Raw genomic sequence first — 22,708 nt, 5'->3', positions numbered from 1 at the left:
AGATATAATATAAACCTTGTATCTACTCTTCAGTAACGCATCGCAGTTTTACTGTTTTTTGATCGCGCTTTGATGGTAAGGAATTAAGTATGGCAACGTTACAATGTCGCGTCGTAAGTGCTCGTGAAGAGTTGTATTCAGGCGAAATTAGCATGTTAATAGCTACTGGTACCGAAGGCGAGATTGGTGTATTGCCAGGTCACACACCGCTTATTACTTTGCTAAAGCCAGGTGCAATGCGAGTGCAAACACCAAACGGTGAAGAAGAAGTAATTTACGTCTCAGGTGGTGTATTAGAAGTACAGCCTAAGATGGTTACGGTATTGGCTGATACAGCCATGCGTGCACACAATCTTGACGAAAGCAAAATCGTCGAAGCACGTAAAAAAGCTGAGCAAATGCTAGTTAACCAGTCTGATACGCTACAAACCAATGCGGCTTTGGCCTCACTTGCAGAGTCAGTAGGACAATTACAGACTATTCGTAAGTACAAAAACCGCGCGTAATTTATTACTGATAGCTCTAGCTAATCATTTAGAGTTATCGCTAGAAGTAATGATAAAAAACAGTCCATTATATGGGCTGTTTTTTTATATCTATTCATTATGAAATTAACGGTTCTGCGGTAAATACACATAGTTATTACTTCGATAGTATTTGAGTATTTGTGGCAGTTCAATTTATTCTCAGGAAAAATCTTTTGTTATCAATGAATCATCCTCCATTGGAATTTTCTTAAAAAGACACTGGCGACAACGGTAATATATGGTTATATTAGACATAACGTATTATAAGTAACGAGCAGTAACTGTACGCGATAACGTTGGCTCGATGGTTTGGGTAATTAGCAAACGATAGATAATACAAATTGCGATGTACTAACGAAGTAATTGGTGTAATTTCTGGACGCAAACTAAAGTTTTGATAGGGGTAGTTTATAGGTTTTGTTACCGACTATCAGCTATAGTACAGGAAGCTGATAATTTAATAGTATACTGTGCTACCAAGTTTGTAACAGCTATACGAACATCAATTGTGCCACTATATGGTGCTATTAATTTTACCGCTCTTACTTTTACTGCTTTTAAATTAGATGTATTAGAGGATATAACAATGACAACGAATGAAGAAGACAACACCCCCCGAATCTTGATTGTTGAAGATGATGAGCGTCTGGCCATGTTGACTCAAGATTACTTGGTCAAAAATGGTTTAGAAGTGGCAATTGAAACTGATGGTAATCGTGCTATTCGCCGTATCGTCAATGAGCAACCAGATATGGTTGTACTTGATGTCATGCTACCTGGTAGCGATGGTCTGACTGTCTGCCGTGAAGTGCGCCCGCATTATCAAAACCCAATTTTGATGTTGACTGCGCGTACTGAAGACATGGATCAGGTATTGGGTCTTGAGATGGGTGCTGACGACTATGTTGCCAAGCCTGCTCAGCCACGTGTATTGCTTGCCCGTATTCGTGCGCTACTGCGCCGCTCAGAAAATGCACCATCAGAAGATGTGCCACAACGTCTAGAGTTTGGCGAGTTAGTAATTGATAACGGTGGTCGTTCAGTTAACCTAGGTGATGAGTTGGTTGATTTCACCAGTGCTGAATACGATTTACTATGGTTGCTTGCTTCTAATGCAGGTCGTATTCTATCTCGTGAAGATATCTTTGAGCGTCTACGTGGTATCGAATATGATGGTCAAGATCGTTCAATCGACGTGCGTATCTCACGTATTCGCCCAAAAATCGGTGATGATCCAGAAAATCCAAAACGTATCAAGACCGTACGTAGTAAAGGTTATCTATTCGTAAAAGAAGGCAACTAATATTGTTGCTTCTATAGGTTGATTAATTATTAATCACTATTCGAAAAAACCAGCAACGATGCTGGTTTTTTTGTGGCTAAATTCTAATTTTTAAACTTAAATGCAGTGTTATGTGGTTTAATTAACTCATTATTATAGACGCTGACTAAATATATGTCATACATATAAGTCTTTGGATGATTGCCACATATGAATTAAAATGCGGTAATTAAAAGTCAAAGTTAAAGTCTATCCCTATTCGATCATGCTCGATACCATCAAACACATAGCACTATCTATATGTTTGATGATATTAGCAATCTCTACTTATTAAGTTGGTCACGGCACGTATGTCATTAGTCTCTTCTTTAAAACACAGTATTTTTGTTCGTATCTATGCTGGGCTACTTATAGTCTGCTTGTGTGTGGCATTGTTTGCGCAGTTATTGATGGATACCATTAATAAGGAGCGTGTGCAGTCCTATCGTGAAAATATGGCAATGGGGGCGTTCCATTTGGTGAGTGAAGGAATTGCTCACCAAAATAGCGAGGAAGAGCGTGAATACTGGCTATCAGATGCGAGTAGTTTATTTGGTACTACTTTTAAAGTCTTGCCTATTGACGAAGTAGACTTTAGTGCCAGTGAGCTACGCCGTTTTAAAAATGATAATACCGTTGTACGTTATTTTAACCAGCCTGTATATGCAGATGTTTATTATCGCTTACCGGACAACAAGAGTGTGTTAACAGCGAGAATCTCTCAAGTTACCGAACAGCAAGTGCGGGCAATCGCGGTCTTTTTGTTAGATGATTTGTCTTATCACATGACACTATCGGACAAGCGCGCACGTTTGGCTGAATTGGAGAAGAAGTTTTCTTTTCCTTTAGCATTCAAAGCAGTCAATACGCTTGAGTTAGATTCAGATCAGATGGCTCGTCTGCGCCGTGACGAAGTCGTCATATCACTACAAGATACTAACAGTAGTACGAGTAACTCTGCGATTAGGGTAGTGGTACCATCCGAAATCAATGATATGGCAATTTTGATTGGGCCTATACCTTTATTTAACTGGTTCCCACTTAACTTAATTATTAGTATGATTCTTATTAGCATGTTCCTAATTAGCTTAGGTGTATATGCGCTCATCTTCCCGCTTGAACGTAAGCTACAATTGATTCAGGTAGGTGTCAATGAGGTCAGTCAAGGTAACCTTGATATTCAAGTACAGGTTATTGGTCAAGATGAAATAGCGCGTTTGTCAGCGACTTTTAATGCCATGACCTCGCATATTAAGCGTTTGATTGAATCACAGCGCGAGCTTACCCGAGCGGTCTCACATGAGCTTCGTACGCCAGTGGCTCGTATTCGATTTGCCGTAGATATGCTTGCTGATACAGATGACGAAGACTCACGTTTTATGCAGCGTGACTATATTGATGAAGATATTGAATCGCTTAATGGTTTGATTGATGAAATTTTGACCTATGCTAAGCTTGAGGAAGGGTCACCAAAGTTAGATTTAGAACCAGTAAACTTAAGAGAGCTGTTAGAGCAGATCGAGCGCGAAACCAATGCGCTAGGTAAACCTATCAAAATAGTAACAAGTTTACCAAATGCAAAAGTAACAGCAGTGGCAGATAGACGCTACTTACACCGTGTGATTCAAAATCTTGCAGGTAATGCATTACGCTATGCAGAAACAACCATTATCATTAGTGCAGGTGTCAAAAAAGGCAATGCCTTCGTTAGTGTCGAAGATGATGGACATGGTATTCCTGAAGCAGATCGCGAAAAAGTATTCATTCCATTCTCACGCTTAGATGACAGCCGTACACGCGCGTCAGGTGGCTATGGCCTAGGCTTGTCTATTGTATCGCGTATTGCCTTTTGGTTTAATGGTAGTATGAAGGTAGATGAGAGTCGTGAGTTAGGCGGTGCAAGGTTCGTGATGACGTGGCCTATTAAACCATTGACGCAAATTCTTGCTGCTGATGAATTGACGCAGGAGAAAAGCGAGCGCGACTTCGATACTAAGTTGTCAGATTAGACCAAGTTATAGGGCTAAGCTATAAGAGCAAGCTATCAGACTAAATCATCAGACTAAATTATCAGGCTAGGCCATAATTATTAGTCATGATACTAAAGACAATCAGCGCCATTTTAATGGTATAACAGGATACAGATTTATAGCTAGGTGACGCGCTCGTCGCTATTTTTAAGACAGTTGGACAATGTCATAGGAGGGCATAGGATGCCATATTTATTTGGTGGCTTGGTAGTGTTGAATGCCATTACGCTAGGCTATTATTTATTCTTAAAACAGCCATCAACGACCCAAACACTACAAGCAGCTCAGGCTGAAATTACCCAGCCACTAGCTTTTACTAACAGTGCTGAGTATATTCCGCCGGCTATTGGTAGCAAAGACTAGCGTTGACCTCTTTGCTTATTCAGATTAAAGTCTCATTGCTATTTTGAGTTTGGCATCGTACCGTCTACCTCAGATACCTTTTCTACGTCAGCCGCCAATGTAGTATCTCCAGTGACTTTAGAGAGTAGGGGAATGCGTACGCATACTTGTAGCCCACCTTCAGGGTGGTTAATGGCTTCGACGGTACCATGATGTAATCGTGCAATACGATCAACAATCGCAAGACCTAGTCCGCTACCTTGAGTAGTCCGTGCCGTCTCTCCACGTTCAAACGGTTGCATAATCCGCTCTAATTGATCGTCAGCGACGCCATCACCGCAATCTCGTACACAAATCACTAACTGTTCTTGAGCTTCTTTGTTCACCACATTTTCGCTGACCACATCCGTATCTTCGTCTTCGACAGTTTCTATAAATGTTGGTACAACCGTCGCCGATAAATAAATAGGTGGCTTTCCATAACGATTGGCATTATTGACCAAGTTGATAATCAGACGCTTGATGGATAATGGACGTACGGGAACGACCTTGTCGCATTCTGACTCATATACAAACTTCATTGGCGCAAACTGCACCATAATTTCATTAAATATAGTGTCTAGGTTGGTCAAGCTGACTGGCTCATCAGAACCGTCTTTCATAAATGAGATGAACTGCTCCAAAATAGCATCCATATCCTCAATATCGTAAATCAGCCCTTCACGGAAAAAATCATCTGGTAGCATTTCTGCGGTCAAGCGCATACGTGTCAACGGCGTCCGCAAATCGTGTGAGATGCCGGCAAGCATGATTGTTCGCTCTTTTTGAGCTTGGTTCAATGTCGTAAACAGTCGGTTAAACGCCATATTAACTTGGCGTATTTCTGTGGGGCCTTTCTGAGTGGGCAGTGTGGTTGCATGACCGAGACGAATATAGTTAGTAGCTGCCCGCTGTAGGTAGCGTAGCGGGCGATTTAACTGACGCGCTAATAGAATAATCGTTAGTAGCGATAGAATAGGCAGTCCAATCAAAAATAGCACCAGTAATGTCGGGCTATATTGTGAATAGTAAACCACAGGCTCGCGCACCCAAAAACTGTCATCACGGCTATCTTGTACCCATAGCTGCGGCGTTGGCTTAAATTTAAAATAGACCTCTACAGGACGACCGAGCTGCGCACCGATTTCACGTTGTAGTACGTCAGTGAAAAAGCTCACGAATGGCTTGTCAGCGACTTCTGGAAAGTCACTAGGGTTGTTTACCACGACGACATGAGAGTGCTGGTAAATCCATTGGCGTACTTCGGGACGACCTTGCCAGTCTTTATTAACGCTATTGATCAGCTGCAACTCACTCGTCAAATAACGAGCATGGTTTTTTAACTCTGGCAGATACAGACTGCGCCAAAAGAACAGAATTGATAAGCTCACACTGATAAGCACGATAAAGGCAACCATCAAGGTCGTTAGCCAAGTGTTGGAATAAGAGCGTGGCAGCCAACCTTTACGACGCGGCTTTGGGTTTGGGGAAATCATATGTGTCCAACAGAGTAAAAGAAAAGTTATTGTGATATAGCGTGTAGTTCTCTAAATATGATTGTCTTAAAGCTAGTCTGTGCATCAATCTATAGCGATATATCATAGAATAGCATAATCAATAAATAGTACTGATACAGTATGCAATCGACGAGCGAGCCAGATAGTTATTGAAATAGGTATAAAGTTAAGCTTAAGGATAAATGTATTTAGCAATTGTCTATTTTTCAGAAAGAGCGATAGTAATTTATAGAATCTAAAGAAAAACTTTAAAAATAAGCCATTATCATCAGTTATATTTTACTTAGGTCGACATTTAAGCTATTGTTAATAAATAATTAAATATGCACAGTTTATGTTTTCAACAAATAAAGACTGTGATATAATTATGCCCTTTTTGGTATACCTGCGAAAGAGAGAATTCACATGGTTGTTATTCGTTTAGCACGGGGCGGTGCCAAGAAACGCCCATTTTATCAAGTAGTTGTTGCTGATCAACGCCGCGCGCGTGACGGTCGCTATATTGAAAACATCGGCTTTTTTAACCCACTCGCTAAAGAGTCTGAAGAAGCAGTACGCCTAAACATGGAAGCGTACAATGCGTGGATCGCAAAAGGTGCACAACCTTCAGATCGCGTTGCTTCATTAGCAAAAGCTTACAACAAGTCTGCAGCTCAAACTGAAGCAACTGCTTAAGTTTTGGTTGTTACTGAGACGTTCGTAGCAAAACTATGACATGACTCAGTAGACTTTAGAATACATAGCGTAACTGGTCTGACCAGGGTGCGCCATTAACTGTTTATCGCTTTTGACGCAATTGTTTTTGCAATTGCTGTTTTAATCATTGTTAGGTTAGCTGCTATGTCATCTGTTCCAAACGCTAGTGCCCTTATGAAAATTGGTCAGCTTAAGAAGCCTTACGGCATCAAAGGCTGGCTTTGGGTATTCAGTGATACGGATGACCGCACAGCGATATTCGACATGAAGCCGTGGTGGATGAAAACTGCCACTGGCATGAAACCTTTGACTGTGAAGGCTTGGCGTGAGCAAGGAACAGGAATTGTGGCTCAATTTGAGCAGATTCCTGATCGTAATGTTGCTGAGACTATGAACGGTGTTACCGTTTGGGTCGAACAAAACGTCCTACCTGAAACAGGTGAAGACGAATATTATTGGTCGGATTTGGTCAGTCTGCGCGTGATGAACGAGCAGGATGAGTATCTAGGTAATATCACTGAAATGTTTGAAACCGGTGCCCATGACATCATGCGTGTAACGGCAAATTCAGACAGTTTGGACAATGAAGAACGCCTGATTCCATGGCATAAGCAAACTGTGATAGAAGTCAATATGGCTGAAAAAACAGTGCTTGTGGCTTGGCCGAGTGATTACTGATAGCGTTTCTGGCTTTTTAGTCAGACGTTGTTATTACTTACACCGATTGTTTTAGCCTTAACGCAAGTAGACATCAGATGTATTTTGCCGTAATTAGTATTTTTCCTGAGATGTTTGCCACGATTCGTGAGTTTGGAATCACGGGCCGAGCAGTGACTCAAGAGCAAGTTACGATTGAATGCATTAATCCACGTGATTATACCACCGATAACTATCGCCGTATCGATGAGCGCCCTTATGGGGGTGGTCCTGGGATGGTGATGATGGCTGAGCCATTATCGAAAGCCATTGAGGATGCACGATTGCGTGCCAGTCAACATGGTTGCCGTGTCGATAGTGAGCACTGTCCGGTGATTTATATGTCGCCGCAAGGACAGACGCTTAGTGAGAGTAACGTAGTCAATATGACTGATTACGATGGCATGATTTTATTGTGCGGTCGTTATGAAGGTATCGATGAGCGTTTACTATCACAATATGTCGATATGGAAGTATCGTTAGGTGATTACGTGTTGACTGGTGGCGAATTGCCAGCAATGGTGCTGATGGATAGTGTGATACGTCGTCTGCCCGATATTATGGGTGATGACAAGTCAGCGGAGCAAGACTCTTTTGTCGATGGCTTGCTTGACTGTCCACACTATACTAAGCCGCATGAGTTTGCGGGTATGGCGGTTCCTGAGGTGTTACTTTCAGGTCACCATGCCAATATCGCTAAGTGGCGTTTTAGTCAGCAAGTCAGTCGTACGCAAACGCGTCGTCCAGACTTATGGCAAGCGTTTACCCCAACGGTAGAGCAAGCGAAGTGGTTGAAAGCATTGGCCAAAGCAGATAAAAAGTAGATTTTTAGAATCTGATTTGATCGTTACTAGGTTTGATAAACAGTTAAGAAACAGAATTTTGAGCAATAATAAAACGAGTCATAGCATAGTGGCCGTTGGTTATAACCCATTTACGTTGTGTCTCACTATAAAGAGATGCGATTAATTATTACAAACAGGTGATATGCGTCAAGCCTCTATTATCTAATGTGAGGAGATAACTCTCATGAGCAACAAGCATCCATTGGTTCAGGTCATCGAAAACGCTCAATTGCTTGAGCGCCCAAGCTTTGCACCCGGCGATACCGTTGTGGTACAAGTAAAAGTACGTGAAGGTGAGCGTGAGCGTTTACAGGCTTTTGAAGGCGTTGTAATTGCTAAGCGTAACCGCGGTTTAAACTCAGCGTTTACCGTACGTAAAATCTCAAGCGGCGTTGGCGTTGAGCGTGCATTCCAATTGCATTCACCAATCATCGAGAGCATCGAAGTCAAACGTCGCGGTGCTGTTCGCCGTGCGAAACTATACTACTTACGTGAGCGCTCTGGTAAATCAGCACGTATCCGCGAAAAACTTGGTGCTCGTCCAGTTGCTAAGAAAAAAACTGACGCTGGCGTACCTGATGCAGTTGATACTGCACCTGGTATCTAAGCACAAGTTTGCCGTTTTGAGTTAGTCCTATATGTTAGGATTGGTTCAGGACAAGGTAATAGTAGATACAAGCCCTTATTCATAGGTTTATTTATAAATAAGCGGGCCATACCAAAAAAGACGAAACCCCAATCTATGCGAAAGCTAGATTGGGGTTTTTGTATGTATAGCATTAATAATTTGAGTTTTATCAGCTCCGATATTATCAGCTCTAATAGTGCCAGTTATAAGCTAAAGCTTATTGAGCATCAAACGTATCGATGCGATTTACTTGCTCTTTGGACTTACTGTATTTGCGCAGTCTAATGTATAACGTCTTGGTAACGGTCGCAATGAGCTTTTGCTGCTCATCCACGATGTCGACTTTATATTCACGGAATACCGCTTCACCTTCTTTTGCCAACTCTTGAATAGTAATGATTTCAGAGCTAGGTATCTTCATGCGTGCTGTGACTTTGCTATTGCCAGGCGAAACAAAATCAATATGTGAGCTTTTGTCCCACACCACGTAATTGCTACCTAGTTGATGCATCAGCATGAGCATATAAAAAGGGTCAACCATCGAATATAAGCTACCACCAAACTGGGTACCGACGATATTTTTGTTCAGAGTGTTTAATCCCATGCTTACCACGCACAAACCCTGATCGAGACTGATATGATCGATTTTGATACCTGCACCAATGTATGGTGCATAAGTATTAAGGCGCAGCTTTAATAAATGCGGTGTCAGCAATGGCATGATGCTTTGCTTGGCCCGACGTTTCAAGGTCTCAAGGTTGGTAGGTAATACGCTCATAAACTTGTCCTGTTGCCTTTTCTCAATTTTTTGATTGTATCAATAATGCGGTTTTACACAGTATTACTGAGAAATAAATCGATAAAAAGTATTTATCATAATTAAAAAGTACTCAGCCTGCTAGCTCTAAAGCGTAACCAAAATGACATATTTATGCCCACTTATAAGTAACGATCGTTATTTATTATAACTATCTTTGCTATTCATCTATGTGATAAAAATCCACCTAGATGCAAATCGTTATCAATAAAACGGTCGCTTATTCTAATTCAAAGTCTATAACAGAGAGGTTTTTTCCTCATGGTTTTCTATTAAGGTTAATTTTGTCTCAAATAGAAACTTTAGTTTATATATTATAATGAGATACATAGTATCTTTAAATGGTTTTAGGTTCGCATTTCATCAAGTCTTGGCATACAATAGTTCGCAGTTTGTAATAGGCGCTTTGGTCTATAACATTAGAGCAGAGCGTGTGTAGTCAATCAAAGACGTAATCGACACAAGGAAATGTGATGAGTAACCCTCAGACCCCCTCTTCAGGGTCTAATACGCCGACCTCGAACGTAAACCACGACAGTCAAGTACAAGGCAGTTATGTAGATTTGCATAAGCCCAGCTCTAGCTTCGACAGTCGTGATGCTTATTTAAACCATGAATTACAAATCATGCAGCCGAAACGCTGGCGTCCTAATTTACCATTCCGTGATTACCGTTTTGAATACGAAGATACTATTCCAGCAATGGCCGCGACCATCGGTAAAGTCGTTATGGTGGGCGCCATTGCAGCAACCTTTGCAGGTCCACTCGGCTTAGGTGATGCGTTTGTCTTAGAAAACGTGCGCTACGAGCTATTGATCGTCTCCTTCTTTATTATTTTATTTTCGGGCTTTCTACTGCCGACGGCCAACCTCGCTGGTACTCACGGTCCACTTATTCCTTTGATTCCTATTGTGGTAGCAGCTGGTGGGCACCCGATGGCCTTTGGTCTGCTTATTGGTGCTTTTGGTCTGCTCCTCGCGATTAGTAAAGGGGGGAGTCTGCTGGCTAATTTAACCAGTAAGGGTGTGTGCGGTGGCCTCTTGATTTACTTGGGCTTTATCGGAACCACATCACAGGTCAAAAATCTCTTTGCTTGGGCAGAAGGGATTGGCATGTCGCATATCGCTTTCTTTATTATTCTGGCGACTATCCTGCTATATGCATTGCTTGAGCATTGGCAAAAACGCTGGCTCGCGGTTCCGCTAAGCTGTGTGTTAGGTGGTGGCCTTGCATTTGCATTGGGCGCACCTTTTGCGTTCAAAACAGCACCAGGTCTACCAAACATGAATCCAATGTATTGGTGGGGCGAGAACACAGGTTGGATGTTAGGTCTGCCGACGATTGAAAGTTTCATTGTAGTATTACCGTTTGCTATTTTGGCCGTGGCAATGTGGTCGCCAGATTTCTTGGGCCATCAAGTATTCCAAAAAATCAGCTATCCTAAGCGTACTGAAAAAGTACTTATGGATATCGATGACACGATGACCAGTGCTTCATTTCGTCAGGTAGTCGGCTCTGTATTGGGCGGCGCCAACTTTGCGTCATCGTGGGGAACGTATATTGTTCCTGCAGCGATTGCTAAACGTCCTATTCCTGCTGGCGCTTTATTGACAGCTCTATTCTGTATTATCGCAGGTGTCTGGGGCTATCCAATGGATTTGGCCATTTGGCAACCAGTGATGTGTGTGGCTTTGATCGTTGGGGTGTTTATTCCATTACTAGAAGCTGGTATGGAAATGACGCGCGAAGGTAAAACCACGCAGTCTGCTGCAATTGTGGTATTTGCGTCGGCATTGGTTAACCCAGCCTTTGGTTGGTCGCTCACGTTGTTGCTTGATAACTTGGGCTTGATTGGCTCTAAAGAGCGTAGTGCCAATTTGACTAAGATGAGCCGCTGGATCATACCAGGTATTATGTTTGTGGTACTGACAGGCGTCATGGCTATCGTCGGTATGCTGCCGGGTATCCCAGCATTGATGGCAAACTTCCGTCATTAGTAGTATGTTGTTACATACACGATAATAGAACAAACTAAGCCGGCGAAAGCTGGCTTTTTTATGGGTAGCGCTGCGATAATAATTGGCTTGTAAAACAATGACTCCCGCCCCATAACTAGCAGTATTACTAAGATTTTTAAGAGCAATAAATTCTATGGTTAATGTCTCAGAATCGAGTCCTGTCGATGATAAAAAAGCCCGTCTTAAGCATTTGATTAAACGCCTACCTAACTTGCCAGGGGTGTATAAGATGCTGGGTAAGAACGGCGACATCTTATACGTTGGTAAAGCTAAGTCGCTAAAAAGCCGAGTAAATAGCTATTTTGCCAAGACGATAGATCATCCAAAGACGCGGGCGCTAGTGGCGCGGATTCATAATATTGAGACTATTATCACGCGTAGTGAAACCGAAGCGCTGTTGCTTGAACAGAATCTAATCAAAGAACATCGACCGCCCTATAACGTGCTGCTGCGTGATGATAAATCCTATCTTTATGTGTTTATCTCAGCCGATAAGCCTTATCCACGTTTGGCTTACGGCCGCGGCAAAGGCAATCACCAAAAGGGTCGATTCTTTGGCCCGTTTCCCTCTGCACATGCGGCAAAAGAAACGCTAGTATTGATGCAAAAAATGTTTCAAATGCGTCAATGTACCAATACCTTTTTTAAGCAGCGTCAGCGTCCTTGCCTTGAGTATCAGATCAAACGTTGCCGTGCGCCCTGTGTTGGCTTGGTATCGCCAGAAGAGTACGCAGAAGATGTGAATAATACGATTCGTTTTCTAAAGGGCGACTCTAGCGATATTCATAGTACGCTGATTGAAAAGATGGAAGCGTCAGCTGAAGCGTTAGATTTCGAAAAGGCGGTATTTTATCGCGATCAGCTGTCTATGCTACGTGAAGTACAAGCAAGGCAAGCGGTCTATACCGTACAAGGTGAGGCAGATGTGATTGCCATTGCTAGTCAGGCTGGCATGACCTGTGTGAACGTGCTGACGGTACGTGGTGGCCGTGTATTGGGTGGAAAAAATTATTTCCCAGATGTGGATAGTAGTGAGTCGTTAGCAGACAATTTATCGGCTTTTATTACGTCATTTTATTTCCAAGTGACCGATGATTTGCCTGCCGAAATCATATTGAGCCATCAGATACCAGATCAAGTGGCAGTGAGTGAAGCATTGGCAACGCACTTTGGCAATAAAGTAGTTATCAAGACCAATGTGCGTGAGCACCGTTCAGAGTGGCTAGACTTAGCCACTCTGAATACCAGTAATGCACTAAAAACCAAGCTTGGCGATTATCTAGAGCTGCATGCGCGCTTTGGTGCGCTAAAAGACGTATTGGCGACTGTCACTGATCGGACGATTGATCGTATTGAATGCTTCGATATCTCACATACGATGGGTGAGGCGACCATTGGGAGCTGCGTAGTATTTGATCAAGGTGGCTCGCGCCGTCGCGATTACCGTCAGTATGCTATCCATGATATCCAAGGTGGCGATGACTACGCTGCGATGAAACAAGTACTGACTCGACGTTACAAGAAACAGCCGTTACCAGATTTGCTATTGGTTGATGGTGGTAAAGGTCAGCTTGGTATTGCCAAAGAAGTATTAACTGAGTTGGGTACTCTTGGCGACACCTTGCTCATTAGTGTGGCAAAAGGGGAAGGGCGCAAGGCTGGACTTGAGGTATTGCACTTTATCGATCATGAGCCGTTAGATTTACCGATGGATAGCAAAGCATTGCACTTGCTGATGCATATTCGTGATGAGGCGCATCGTTTTGCGATTACCGCTCACCGTAAAAAACGCGATAAGCGTCGCTCGTCATCAGTACTAGAGGTAATACCGGGACTGGGTGAAAAACGTCGTCGTGACTTGCTCAATCACTTTGGTGGTATGCAGCAGCTGCTTGGCGCTTCACAGCAGGAGTTGGCAGGCGTACAAGGCATCGGACCAGTACTCGCAAAAACGGTTTATAAAGTATTGCATGAGTAATGGATGAGATATTATCAAGCAGCAGTTTTTATTGATTGTCTACAAATAAAACTGTGTGAAGATTAAATAAAAAAAGGGGCAGTCTTAGATAATTCTACTTATCCAAGATTGCCCCTTTTTTAATAGGCTTTTACTACTTATCAGTTGTTACTTTATAAGTGGTAAATTTAAAGCTTAAATCGCTTTTTTCATCGTGCATTTGCTTAGATTCGTCTGCTACTTTAAAGCGTTCTGGGAGCTCAGGATAAAATGCATCGCCGTCAGCAATATCAGTATCTACATGAGTCAGCTCAATACGGTCGGTGTACATCAGAGCATCACTAAATACTCGCTCACCGCCAATCACCCAAATCGTATCGAGATGCGCGCCATGAGCAAGGCTAGCTGCTTGTGTCAGAGCATCGTCTAAGTTGTGTACCACATAAGCATTGTTGCTATCTGCAAGACCTTTTGTCTCAGCATAATCCATCTGTGTCGTGACAATAAAGCTCACACGCTTTGGTAATGGTTTACTCCCCATTGACTCAAATGTCTTACGACCCATAATCACGATACCTTGAATCTTGCTATCATTTTCTTTGGTCGTCATGCTTTTGAAATGTTGCAAATCTGCTGATATATGCCACGGTAGCTCATTGTTTTTGCCGATACAGCGATTGCTACTAATGGCAGCGATTTGGGCAACTTCGGTATGGGCATAGCTCATAATATATCCTTTTTATTATATTCTTAAATTTTGCTCTTATTTAGCGTAGTTAACCAGACTAACTTTATACGGCAACTTTTGCTTTGATAGCAGGGTGCGACTCATAGTCATTGACGCTAATGTCTTCGTACTCAAACGCAAATATGTCTTTAACATCAGGGTTCAAAGACAATGTCGGCAGTTTATATAGCGAGCGTGTTAACTGTAGCTCAGCCTGTTCACGGTGGTTTTGATAGATATGGCAATCACCACCTGTCCAAACAAACTCTCCAACTTCTAGACCACACACCTGCGCGATCATATGAGTCAATAGCGCATAGCTCGCAATGTTAAAAGGCACGCCTAGGAATAAGTCAGCCGAACGTTGGTAGAGCTGGCACGACAGCTTGTTGTCTGCGACAAAGAACTGAAATAAGGTATGACATGGTGGTAGGGCTACTTGCTCTGCTTCACCTGGATTCCAGCCAGAAACAATCAAACGGCGCGAATTCGGATTGGTCTTTATCTGTTCAACGACTTGTGCGATTTGATCGACGCCATCAGCGTTATAACTGGCATCTTCATTTTTGGTCGCACCATAATTACGCCATTGATGACCATAGATAGGACCCAAATCGCCAGCAGGTCTGTTAAAGCGCGCGGTCTGTTCTGCTGTCGCCCACTCATTCCAGATACGAACGTTATTCTGTTGTAGATAGTCAACATGAGTGCTGCCACTTAAAAACCATAATAGCTCATAAGCGATAGATTTGAAGTGAACCTTTTTGGTCGTTAGCAGTGGAAAGCCTTCTGCTAAGTCAAAGCGTAGCTGCGCGCCAAAATGGCTAAGCGTACCAGTACCAGTACGATCGCCTTTTTCAGTACCATTGTCGAGAACGTGGCGTAGCAAATCAAGATATGCCTGCTCGTTATTACTTTGGGTGCCATTGATCATAAAATGCTCTTTAGTTACTGCTGACAGTACATACAGGCTAGATGGATAGTCGATATATACACTGTCATTATTGAAAGTATTGCTAGGATAAGCGTTTTGACAGCTTACCCTATTTTAAGTCATCAACCTTTATCACAAAAGGGTAGGCTTAATAAGCAGCTTGCTTACCCCAGTCGTAGATGCCGCGTTTGTAAGCGTAACCGATCAAGAACAGACCGATAATTATCATTGGGGCGCTTAGTATCTGACCTTTGGTCATCCAACCTAGCAAGATGAATCCTTGGTCGATGTCTGGCTGGCGGAAAAACTCAATGATGAAACGGCTAAAGCCATAACCAAGCATAAAGACACCAGTCACTGCCATACGAGGACGGGGCTTTGATGAGTACCACCACAAGAATAGAAACAACAGCAGACCTTCTGCAAGGGCTTCATACAGTTGCGACGGGTGACGAGGCAACAGGTACTGACCATTGACTTCAGTCATAAGGTCTTGCAGCGTAGGATTGGCTTGTAGCTGCTGCATATCAACGCTAGCGGCCTGCGGGAAGTAGGTCAACCAGTTGTAGCCACCGTCAGAGACGCGGCCCCATAGCTCGGCATTGATATAGTTACCAATACGTCCGAACAATAAACCAGTTGGTACACAGGGAACGACAAAATCGAGCACTTGGAAAGGTGTCTTTTTATATTTGCGGGCAAAATACAGCATACCCAACATGACACCAATCAGGCCACCATGGAATGACATACCGCCTTCCCAGACTTTGAACAGATAGGCAGGGTTTTGGAGCAGTTCACCGAACTGATAAAACAATACATAGCCGACACGGCCACCTAATATCACACCAAGTGCGCCAAAGAACACTAGGTCGGAGACCATATCTGTCGTCCAGCCTTCACGCTTGGTACTGCGATACCACGCCAGTCCGTAGGCGGCGGCAAATGCCAACAAATACATCAGCCCATACCAATGGACTTCGACAGGTCCAACTGCTAATGCTACAGGATCGTACTGAGGATGAATCATCATAAGGGCATCATAATATTGATAATAAAATGCTGACTATAATAGCAAATTTCGTTCGCTGAGCATACATAATTGCTCTGGTGCTAATCAGAGTGTATGAGTAATTTGAGTTTTTGAGATGGTACAGAATGTATAGGCTAAGAAGCAAAAAAGATAAGACGTGAGGTGAAAAAAGTGACTTTAATTAAGGAGTGTTTTCGTGATGATATGTAATCTTGGTAGCTAGCAGCTTGGGATAAAAATGCCATTTTTAGCATTATCGAGCGTTCACTACCAATTTGTATTATTACATCTATTATTAAAAGAAATTAGATGGCGACCAGATCTTGTACGTTATTTTCGACCATTGTGTCGCCTGCACCTTGTGAGACTACTTTACCACGTGATAGTACCGTGTAATTGTCAGCTAGCTCTTCGGCAAATTCATAGAATTGCTCAACCAGCACAATGGCCATGTCACCTTTATCTGCTAGGTCTCGAAGGACACGGCCAATATCTTTTATAATAGAGGGTTGGATACCTTCAGTTGGCTCGTCTAAAATCAACACAGTCGGCTCGGAGGCTAAGGCGCGTGCAATGGCAAGCTGCTGCTGCTGACCACCAGACAAATCACCGCCACGACGATGTTTCATCTCATCGAGTACGGGGAAAATATCGTATAAATGCTTAGGTACATGTTTGGCCTTACTGCGTGAAAACTTTGCCATACCAATTAATATGTTCTCTTCTACCGTCAGTGTCGAAAAAATATCGCGGCCTTGTGGTACATAAGCTAAACCTGCTCGGACACGTTGCTCTGGAGACATCTTGCTGATGTCTTTATCATTGAGCAAAATCTCTCCTGATTTAATCGGTAGTATCCCCATCAGGCACTTAAGTAGCGTGGTTTTGCCCACGCCATTACGTCCAAGTACCACGCTGCATGCGCCTACAGGTGCTGTAAACGAGACATCTCGTAAAATATGACTGCCGCCGTAATACTGGTTGATATCGTTCACTTGTAACATGGCTGTCTCCTAAACTCTAAAACTTTTCTAATATTTCAAAGGGAATATTCGTTTGGCTCGTCTAGATGATTCGTTCGTCTATCGACCTAAGTAGGACTCAATCACTGCTTCATTGGCTTGCACTTCAGCTAACGTACCTTCGGCCAAAATCGCCCCTTGTGCCAATACTGTGACTTTTTCACTGATGGCATTGATAAAGGTCATGTCATGTTCGACTACTACTAATGTATGGTTCTTTTTGAGCCGTAGACACAGCTCAGCGGTATGTTCTGTTTCGGCATCGGTCATGCCTGCTACAGGCTCATCAAGCAAAATTAGCTTGGGGCTTTGCATTAACAGCATGCCAATCTCTAACCATTGTTTTTGCCCATGTGAAAGCAAACCAGCAGGTTTGTTAATTTTATCAGTCAAACGAATCTGCTGTAGGGTCGCGTCGAGGGTATCGCGAGTATCGGCATTGAGTTTGTTAAATAAGCTTTTAACCACACGTTTGTCTTTTGGCGCGGCAAGTAACAGATTATCCATTACCGTAAAGTTTTCAAAGACAGTAGGTTTTTGAAACTTACGGCCGATACCCGCTTCGGCGATTTGTTCGGTAGATAAGCTGGCAAGGTTATGAGTCTGACCAAAAAACACGCTGCCTTCGGTAGGGCGGGTTTTACCTGTAATGACATCCATGAGCGTGGTTTTACCAGCGCCATTTGGGCCGATGATACAGCGTAGCTCGCCTTCTTCGATATAGAGCGACAGATTATTAAGTGCGCGAAACGAATCAAACCAAACGCTCACATCTTCTAAATACAGAGCAATACCATGGCTAAAGTCGACGCCTGATTTTTTGGGATGACTGAGACCGTCACGTCCATCAGTATGATCATATTCAGACAGCGCCTTAGTCGATTGTTCGGTCGATGGTGATTTATCATTTAGCATTATTGTTTCTCCTTTTTGAATCGATCGAACAAGCCCATAATTCCATTGGGTAAAAACAACGTCACGACGACGAATAGTCCGCCTAATATCAATAGCCAAAACTCAGGGTAGGCGACCGTAAAGTAGGTTTTCACAGCGTTCACTACACCAGTTCCTAAAATCGCGCCAATTAAGCTTCCTCTACCACCAGTCGCTACCCAGACAGCTATTTCAATTGAGTTAACAGGGTTCATCTCACTGGGATTGATAATTCCGACTTGTGGCACGTATAGTGCACCAGCGATACCAGCGATGACTGCGGACAGCACCCAAGCGGATAACTTGTACCACAGAGTACGGTAGCCCAGATATTGCAGGCGGTTTTCGCTGTCACGAATGGCACCGAGTACTCGCCCATAAGGTTGGTTCATTAAATGACGCAAACCCATATAAGAGACTAACAATGCTACGGCAGTGACAAAGCACAGCATTGAACGAGTAGAGGCAGCGGTAATGTCATAGCCGAGTAAGGTAGTAAAACCAGTAAAGCCATTATTACCACCAAAGCCTGTCTCATTACGGAAGAACAGCAAGGCTGCTGCATAGACCATAGCTTGAGTGATGATAGAAAAATAAACGCCTTTGATTTTGGAGCGGAAAGCAAAGAAACCAAAGATAAATGCAACCAAGCCAGGCACTAATATAACCAGTGCGACTGCCCACCAAAAATGCTGCGTGCCAGCCCAATACCATGGCATCTCAGTCCAGCTCAAAAATCGCATAAAATCAGGAAGCGCGTCCCCTGCTGTCTCACGTGTTAGGTACATGCCAAACGCATAACCACCCAAAGCAAAGTACAAGCCATGTCCCAAGCTCAAAATACCGGCATAGCCCCAGACGAGATCTAGCGCCAAAGCCACCATCGCTAGTGCCATGATCTTGCCAATCAGGGTAATCCAGTAGGCTGAAAGGTGAAAAGCTGAAGTCTCCGGTATAAGATGTAGCCAAGGCAATATCAGTAGTACGGCAAAACATAAGCCAATTAAAACAGCACTACGCGGCGTATCAGACAGTAATTTGGTCAGTATCATAGCAGTCTCCTTATTCGACAAAGCGGCCTTTGAGTGCAAATAAACCTTGTGGCCGTTTCTGAATAAACAGAATCACAAGAACCAACAACACAATCTTAGCCAATACTGCACCGATACCAATCTCAAGTACCGTACCACTCACACCAAGTCCCAAGGCGGCCAATACTGCGCCCCATACTTGTCCGACCCCGCCGACGACGACAACTAAAAACGTATCAATGATATAGGTTTGACCCAGATCAGGACCTACGTTGCCGACTTGGGCAAGGGCGCAGCCAGCCATACCAGCCAGCCCAGAGCCCAGACCAAATGCCATCATATCGATACGTGCAGAAGGAATACCAACAGCACGTGCCATTTGGCGATTTTGGGTGACAGCTCGTATAAACAAGCCAAAGCGGGTTTTGTTGAGTAAGTACACCAAGAGTGCCACGACGATGACGGTAAAGCCAATAATGGCAATACGGTTGTAAGGCAGTACGAGGCTTGATGACACTTGGTACGCGCCGCTTAACCATGCCACGTTACTGACTTCAACGTTCTGCGCACCAAAAATCATCCGTACCAACTGCATCAATATTAAGCTTACGCCAAAGGTCGCTAATAAAGTCTCTAGCTCACGACCATATAATGGGCGAATGACAATGCGCTCAATAATCATACCGATAACAGCGCTGACTAAAAACGCAGCTGGAATAGCAGCAAGCAAATACCAACCTGCCATATCTGGCATATAAGCTTGAAAGAGGTTTTGAACCATATAGGTGGTATACGCGCCGATCATAATTAGCTCACCGTGCGCCATATTAATCACGCCAAGCAGACCAAAGGTAATGGCGAGACCAAGCGCCGCAAGCAGTAAAATACTGGCGGTACTCATACCGGTGAAGATATGACCCGTCCATGTGCTTATTTCAATACGGCGTGACACGCTAGATTCAGCATCGATAAGTGCAGCTTTGAGCGAGGCATCTAAGCCATCAGCTGCGAGGGCAGATTCAATATCGACCAATACTTGTGGGTTATCACTATCTGCGAGTAGATTGACCGCTGCAATCTGAGTGGATAGGTCGCCGTTTTTGAAATCAATACGAGCTTGTAGTGCCGTTAGTGCTTTTTGAACTTTAGCATTGTCCTCATTTGCAGCAGCAGAGGTGATGAGAGTTGTATCTACTTGGTTAATATTATCGGCCAAAATCTCTACAGCTTGTAGGCGCTGTGCTGGTTTGTCAGATTTTAGCTTTACCTTGGCTTGACCAAAGATGAGCGCTGAGCGAAGGGCATTGGTCAGGGTGATTTGTGATAAATCACTTGGCCAATCGTCAGTCTCTTTTTTATCAGGATAAGTAAACAGCTGATCATCTTTATTCAATAAATACGTTTGTCCACCATTACCTTGATATAGCTCATCATTGGCAATGAATTCAACCAAACTATCTAAACTCTCAACGGATCCTGGCCAATCACTTAGCATGGCTTGGCGCTTACTAAAATCGCCGGCCACGAATTGTTGAATGGCATCACCTGAGTTTGTAGTTGCTGTTGAAATATTTGAGGTGCTGGCTTGAGTGGAAGTGGCTACGTTGATAGGTGTGACCAAAGATTGCTCGCTATGAGCGGTATCCGCATCGTGGTCATGTACCTGACCATCATGATCGGCATACGCCGTGGTGGTAAAAGTTGTTATGCATAATGCCATCAATACAAGTAATCGCAGAGGCGCATAAATTGAAAAACGAGCCGCATACTGCATGACTTCACTGGCTGATGCTTGTGGGTTATTACCATTTTTGGACGATGTTTGCCCTGCAAACGGGCGTAAAGTATGGTGCTGCATGTGCGGCTCCCTGTTTTTCACAGACAACAAACCCTTAGCCACTACTACTTAACGGATTAAGCAATAGAAGAGTTGATAAGGTTTGGTGTTATTTAAAAGGTAAGAATAAGTGTTGAAAATAAATGTGAAAAGTAGGCGTTAGGATTGTTATTAGTGTCATTTATCCATCCGCCTACTATTCAGTTACTATCCACGTGCTTTTCAGTACTGACTTATTTAGGGAATAGCCTATTTAGGGAATAGCCTATTTAGGAATGTACTCGCTCCATGGCTGGGCTTGAATGACTTCTGGCGTTTTGAAAATCGTATCAAACTGTCCATCGGCACGAATTTGACCAATCATGACAGGCTTCCATAGATGATGGTTTTCTTCATCCATTTTTAGCGTGTAGCCAGAAGGTGCATCGAACGTTTGTCCCGCCATGCTAATACGTACTTTATCAACATCAGTCGTACCTGCTTTTTCGACAGCTTGCTTCCACATATTGATACCGACATAAGTAGCTTCCATCGGATCATTGGTCACGACTTTTTCAGCATTTGGTAGTTTTTGGTCCAATGCATACTGCTTATAGCGTTTGGTGAATGCACTGTTGGTTGGGTTTTTGATCGACATAAAGTAGTTCCACGCCGCCAAATGCCCTTGTAGCAGACTGGTATCGATACCGCGTAGCTCTTCTTCACCGACTGAGAATGCCATGACAGGAATATCTGACGCTTTGATACCTTGGTTCGCTAGTTCACGATAGAACGGAACGTTTGAGTCGCCATTGATGGTCGAGATAACCGCGGTCTTTTTGCCCGTTGAGAATTTTTTGACGTTAGATACGATGGTTTGATAATTGCTGAAACCGAATGGGGTGTATTCTTCCATGATGTCTGCATCAGCCACGCCTTTTGATTTCAAAAATGCCTTCAAAATCTGGTTGGTGGTGCGGGGATAGACGTAATCAGTACCTAACAATACAAAGCGCTCTGCACCGCCACCTTCTTCACTCATCAAGTACTCTACTGCCGGAATAGCTTGCTGGTTTGGTGCCGCACCAGTGTAAAAAATGTTTTCTGATTGCTCTTGTCCTTCGTACTGTACTGGATAGAACATCAATCCGTTTAACTCTTCAACTACAGGTAATAAGGATTTGCGTGATACCGATGTCCAACCGCCAAAGATAACATCTACTTTGTCTTGAGTGAGTAGCTGACGTGCTTTTTCAGCGAATAATGGCCAATCAGAAGCAGGATCGACGACGACTGGCTCTAGTTGCTTACCAAGCACGCCGCCATTGGCATTGATTTCATCAATCGTCATCAACGCGGTATCTTTTAGAGAGGTTTCAGAGATGGCCATGGTGCCAGACAGCGAATGTAGTATGCCGACTTTGATAGTGTCGCCATCAGCAGCAGGCTCGGTGGTCGTTTCTGTGCTAGTTTCAGCGGTTGTCTCTGTTGAAGCTGCAGTTTCAGCAGGTTTTTGACAACCAATAAGACTTAAACTGCCAACGACGGCTACCGCTAGTAACGAAAAACGTGATTTGATTTTTCCGTGTGATTGAGGGTCTACTACTTGAGTGTTGGCTAAAATTGGTAACGAAAACATGGACATCTCCTAATAAATACAAAAGGTAAAATAATGTTCCTGAACACCTATTAAGAGTTCAAGTTCCGTGCCAAGTTAAAAAAGCCAATAATCGAGTAATAATTGAGCAATAATTAAGTTCTGATTAATATATTCATTAA

The 22,708-nt window shown here is 43.3% G+C and carries 20 protein-coding genes; 10 read left to right on the top strand and 10 right to left on the bottom strand.

Translation table 11 applies throughout. The features are described 5' to 3' along the window. Window positions 1-89: 89 nt before the first annotated feature. The 4 genes from SJY28_RS02720 (at window position 90) to SJY28_RS02705 (ending at window position 4,241) form a co-directional block, all read left to right on the top strand. A complete protein-coding gene (locus SJY28_RS02720; protein ID WP_057761996.1) occupies window positions 90-506 on the top strand; it encodes a F0F1 ATP synthase subunit epsilon in 417 nt (138 codons plus the stop codon). A gap of 607 nt (window positions 507-1,113) precedes the next feature. After that, window positions 1,114-1,830 (top strand): response regulator, encoded by a 717-nt coding sequence (locus SJY28_RS02715; protein WP_057761994.1) that lies wholly within the window; start codon window positions 1,114-1,116, stop codon window positions 1,828-1,830. A gap of 329 nt (window positions 1,831-2,159) precedes the next feature. After that, window positions 2,160-3,857 (top strand): ATP-binding protein, encoded by a 1,698-nt coding sequence (locus tag SJY28_RS02710; protein WP_379543346.1) that lies wholly within the window; start codon window positions 2,160-2,162, stop codon window positions 3,855-3,857. 204 nt (window positions 3,858-4,061) lie between these two features. Further along, window positions 4,062-4,241, top strand: coding sequence for a hypothetical protein (locus tag SJY28_RS02705; protein WP_201548390.1), 180 nt, complete (start codon window positions 4,062-4,064; stop codon window positions 4,239-4,241). A 38-nt stretch (window positions 4,242-4,279) separates the two neighbouring features. On the opposite strand, the gene SJY28_RS02700 is transcribed toward SJY28_RS02705, so the two are convergent. Then, window positions 4,280-5,755, bottom strand: coding sequence for an ATP-binding protein (locus SJY28_RS02700; protein ID WP_379543345.1), 1,476 nt, complete (start codon window positions 5,753-5,755; stop codon window positions 4,280-4,282). 426 nt (window positions 5,756-6,181) lie between these two features. Here SJY28_RS02700 and rpsP point away from each other — a divergent pair, with 426 nt between their 5' ends. From rpsP to rplS, 4 genes are all read left to right on the top strand, one after another. Beyond that, on the top strand, window positions 6,182-6,451 hold the full coding sequence (rpsP, locus tag SJY28_RS02695) for a 30S ribosomal protein S16 (protein WP_021812802.1): 270 nt from the start codon (window positions 6,182-6,184) through the stop codon (window positions 6,449-6,451). A gap of 165 nt (window positions 6,452-6,616) precedes the next feature. Further along, window positions 6,617-7,150, top strand: coding sequence for a ribosome maturation factor RimM (gene rimM, locus SJY28_RS02690; RefSeq protein WP_379543344.1), 534 nt, complete (start codon window positions 6,617-6,619; stop codon window positions 7,148-7,150). 77 nt (window positions 7,151-7,227) lie between these two features. Then, entirely contained in the window at window positions 7,228-7,992 is a 765-nt protein-coding gene (trmD, locus tag SJY28_RS02685; RefSeq protein ID WP_379543343.1) for a tRNA (guanosine(37)-N1)-methyltransferase TrmD, read from the top strand. 205 nt (window positions 7,993-8,197) lie between these two features. Then, window positions 8,198-8,620, top strand: a complete 423-nt coding sequence (gene rplS / locus SJY28_RS02680; protein WP_057761981.1) for a 50S ribosomal protein L19 — start codon at window positions 8,198-8,200, stop codon at window positions 8,618-8,620. 238 nt (window positions 8,621-8,858) lie between these two features. On the opposite strand, the gene SJY28_RS02675 is transcribed toward rplS, so the two are convergent. After that, a complete protein-coding gene (locus SJY28_RS02675) occupies window positions 8,859-9,419 on the bottom strand; it encodes a DUF4442 domain-containing protein (RefSeq protein ID WP_379543342.1) in 561 nt (186 codons plus the stop codon). 512 nt (window positions 9,420-9,931) lie between these two features. Between SJY28_RS02675 and SJY28_RS02670 the strand changes: the two genes are divergently transcribed. Both SJY28_RS02670 and uvrC read left to right on the top strand, forming a co-directional pair. Beyond that, window positions 9,932-11,455 carry a DUF3360 family protein gene (locus tag SJY28_RS02670; RefSeq protein WP_290178531.1) on the top strand — a complete coding sequence of 508 codons (1,524 nt, stop codon included), beginning with the start codon at window positions 9,932-9,934 and terminating at the stop codon, window positions 11,453-11,455. Window positions 11,456-11,609: 154 nt separating this feature from the next. Beyond that, a complete protein-coding gene (uvrC, locus tag SJY28_RS02665; RefSeq protein ID WP_379543341.1) occupies window positions 11,610-13,454 on the top strand; it encodes an excinuclease ABC subunit UvrC in 1,845 nt (614 codons plus the stop codon). A gap of 133 nt (window positions 13,455-13,587) precedes the next feature. On the opposite strand, the gene SJY28_RS02660 is transcribed toward uvrC, so the two are convergent. The 8 genes from SJY28_RS02660 to urtA form a co-directional block, all read right to left on the bottom strand. Continuing rightward, entirely contained in the window at window positions 13,588-14,160 is a 573-nt protein-coding gene (locus SJY28_RS02660) for a dihydrofolate reductase (RefSeq protein WP_379543340.1), read from the bottom strand. Window positions 14,161-14,224: 64 nt separating this feature from the next. Continuing rightward, on the bottom strand, window positions 14,225-15,094 hold the full coding sequence (locus SJY28_RS02655; protein WP_379543339.1) for a thymidylate synthase: 870 nt from the start codon (window positions 15,092-15,094) through the stop codon (window positions 14,225-14,227). 148 nt (window positions 15,095-15,242) lie between these two features. After that, window positions 15,243-16,127: a prolipoprotein diacylglyceryl transferase gene (lgt, locus tag SJY28_RS02650; protein WP_379543338.1), complete on the bottom strand. Its 885-nt coding sequence runs from the start codon at window positions 16,125-16,127 to the stop codon at window positions 15,243-15,245. Between the two features lie 305 nt (window positions 16,128-16,432). Beyond that, a complete protein-coding gene (gene urtE, locus SJY28_RS02645) occupies window positions 16,433-17,131 on the bottom strand; it encodes an urea ABC transporter ATP-binding subunit UrtE (protein WP_101204888.1) in 699 nt (232 codons plus the stop codon). A gap of 78 nt (window positions 17,132-17,209) precedes the next feature. Next, window positions 17,210-18,019 carry an urea ABC transporter ATP-binding protein UrtD gene (gene urtD / locus SJY28_RS02640; protein WP_379544903.1) on the bottom strand — a complete coding sequence of 270 codons (810 nt, stop codon included), beginning with the start codon at window positions 18,017-18,019 and terminating at the stop codon, window positions 17,210-17,212. A 44-nt stretch (window positions 18,020-18,063) separates the two neighbouring features. Continuing rightward, window positions 18,064-19,134 carry an urea ABC transporter permease subunit UrtC gene (gene urtC, locus SJY28_RS02635; RefSeq protein ID WP_379543336.1) on the bottom strand — a complete coding sequence of 357 codons (1,071 nt, stop codon included), beginning with the start codon at window positions 19,132-19,134 and terminating at the stop codon, window positions 18,064-18,066. A gap of 10 nt (window positions 19,135-19,144) precedes the next feature. Further along, complete coding sequence (urtB, locus tag SJY28_RS02630) at window positions 19,145-20,971, bottom strand: urea ABC transporter permease subunit UrtB (protein WP_379543335.1); 1,827 nt, start codon at window positions 20,969-20,971, stop codon at window positions 19,145-19,147. Between the two features lie 244 nt (window positions 20,972-21,215). Next, the gene (gene urtA, locus SJY28_RS02625) at window positions 21,216-22,568 is read right to left on the bottom strand and encodes an urea ABC transporter substrate-binding protein (RefSeq protein WP_379543334.1); all 1,353 of its coding nucleotides are present in this window, start codon (window positions 22,566-22,568) and stop codon (window positions 21,216-21,218) included. Window positions 22,569-22,708 lie beyond the last annotated feature (140 nt).

It is taken from the genome of Psychrobacter sp. R86515 (assembly GCF_042466315.1).
GTDB lineage: Bacteria > Pseudomonadota > Gammaproteobacteria > Pseudomonadales > Moraxellaceae > Psychrobacter.
This window is presented reverse-complemented; position numbering and strand designations above follow the sequence as displayed.

Bases quoted from the DNA above. Each gene is read 5' to 3' on its own strand.
- SJY28_RS02720 (WP_057761996.1), top strand. From the start codon at position 90: ATGGCAACGTTACAATGTCGCGTCGTAAGTGCTCGTGAAGAGTTGTAT.
- SJY28_RS02715 (WP_057761994.1), top strand. From the start codon at position 1,114: ATGACAACGAATGAAGAAGACAACACCCCCCGAATCTTGATTGTTGAA.
- SJY28_RS02710 (WP_379543346.1), top strand. From the start codon at position 2,160: ATGTCATTAGTCTCTTCTTTAAAACACAGTATTTTTGTTCGTATCTAT.
- SJY28_RS02705 (WP_201548390.1), top strand. From the start codon at position 4,062: ATGCCATATTTATTTGGTGGCTTGGTAGTGTTGAATGCCATTACGCTA.
- SJY28_RS02700 (WP_379543345.1), bottom strand. From the start codon at position 5,755: ATGATTTCCCCAAACCCAAAGCCGCGTCGTAAAGGTTGGCTGCCACGC.
- rpsP (WP_021812802.1), top strand. From the start codon at position 6,182: ATGGTTGTTATTCGTTTAGCACGGGGCGGTGCCAAGAAACGCCCATTT.
- rimM (WP_379543344.1), top strand. From the start codon at position 6,617: ATGTCATCTGTTCCAAACGCTAGTGCCCTTATGAAAATTGGTCAGCTT.
- trmD (WP_379543343.1), top strand. From the start codon at position 7,228: ATGTATTTTGCCGTAATTAGTATTTTTCCTGAGATGTTTGCCACGATT.
- rplS (WP_057761981.1), top strand. From the start codon at position 8,198: ATGAGCAACAAGCATCCATTGGTTCAGGTCATCGAAAACGCTCAATTG.
- SJY28_RS02675 (WP_379543342.1), bottom strand. From the start codon at position 9,419: ATGAGCGTATTACCTACCAACCTTGAGACCTTGAAACGTCGGGCCAAG.
- SJY28_RS02670 (WP_290178531.1), top strand. From the start codon at position 9,932: ATGAGTAACCCTCAGACCCCCTCTTCAGGGTCTAATACGCCGACCTCG.
- uvrC (WP_379543341.1), top strand. From the start codon at position 11,610: ATGGTTAATGTCTCAGAATCGAGTCCTGTCGATGATAAAAAAGCCCGT.
- SJY28_RS02660 (WP_379543340.1), bottom strand. From the start codon at position 14,160: ATGAGCTATGCCCATACCGAAGTTGCCCAAATCGCTGCCATTAGTAGC.
- SJY28_RS02655 (WP_379543339.1), bottom strand. From the start codon at position 15,094: ATGATCAATGGCACCCAAAGTAATAACGAGCAGGCATATCTTGATTTG.
- lgt (WP_379543338.1), bottom strand. From the start codon at position 16,127: ATGATGATTCATCCTCAGTACGATCCTGTAGCATTAGCAGTTGGACCT.
- urtE (WP_101204888.1), bottom strand. From the start codon at position 17,131: ATGTTACAAGTGAACGATATCAACCAGTATTACGGCGGCAGTCATATT.
- urtC (WP_379543336.1), bottom strand. From the start codon at position 19,134: ATGATACTGACCAAATTACTGTCTGATACGCCGCGTAGTGCTGTTTTA.
- urtB (WP_379543335.1), bottom strand. From the start codon at position 20,971: ATGCAGCACCATACTTTACGCCCGTTTGCAGGGCAAACATCGTCCAAA.
- urtA (WP_379543334.1), bottom strand. From the start codon at position 22,568: ATGTTTTCGTTACCAATTTTAGCCAACACTCAAGTAGTAGACCCTCAA.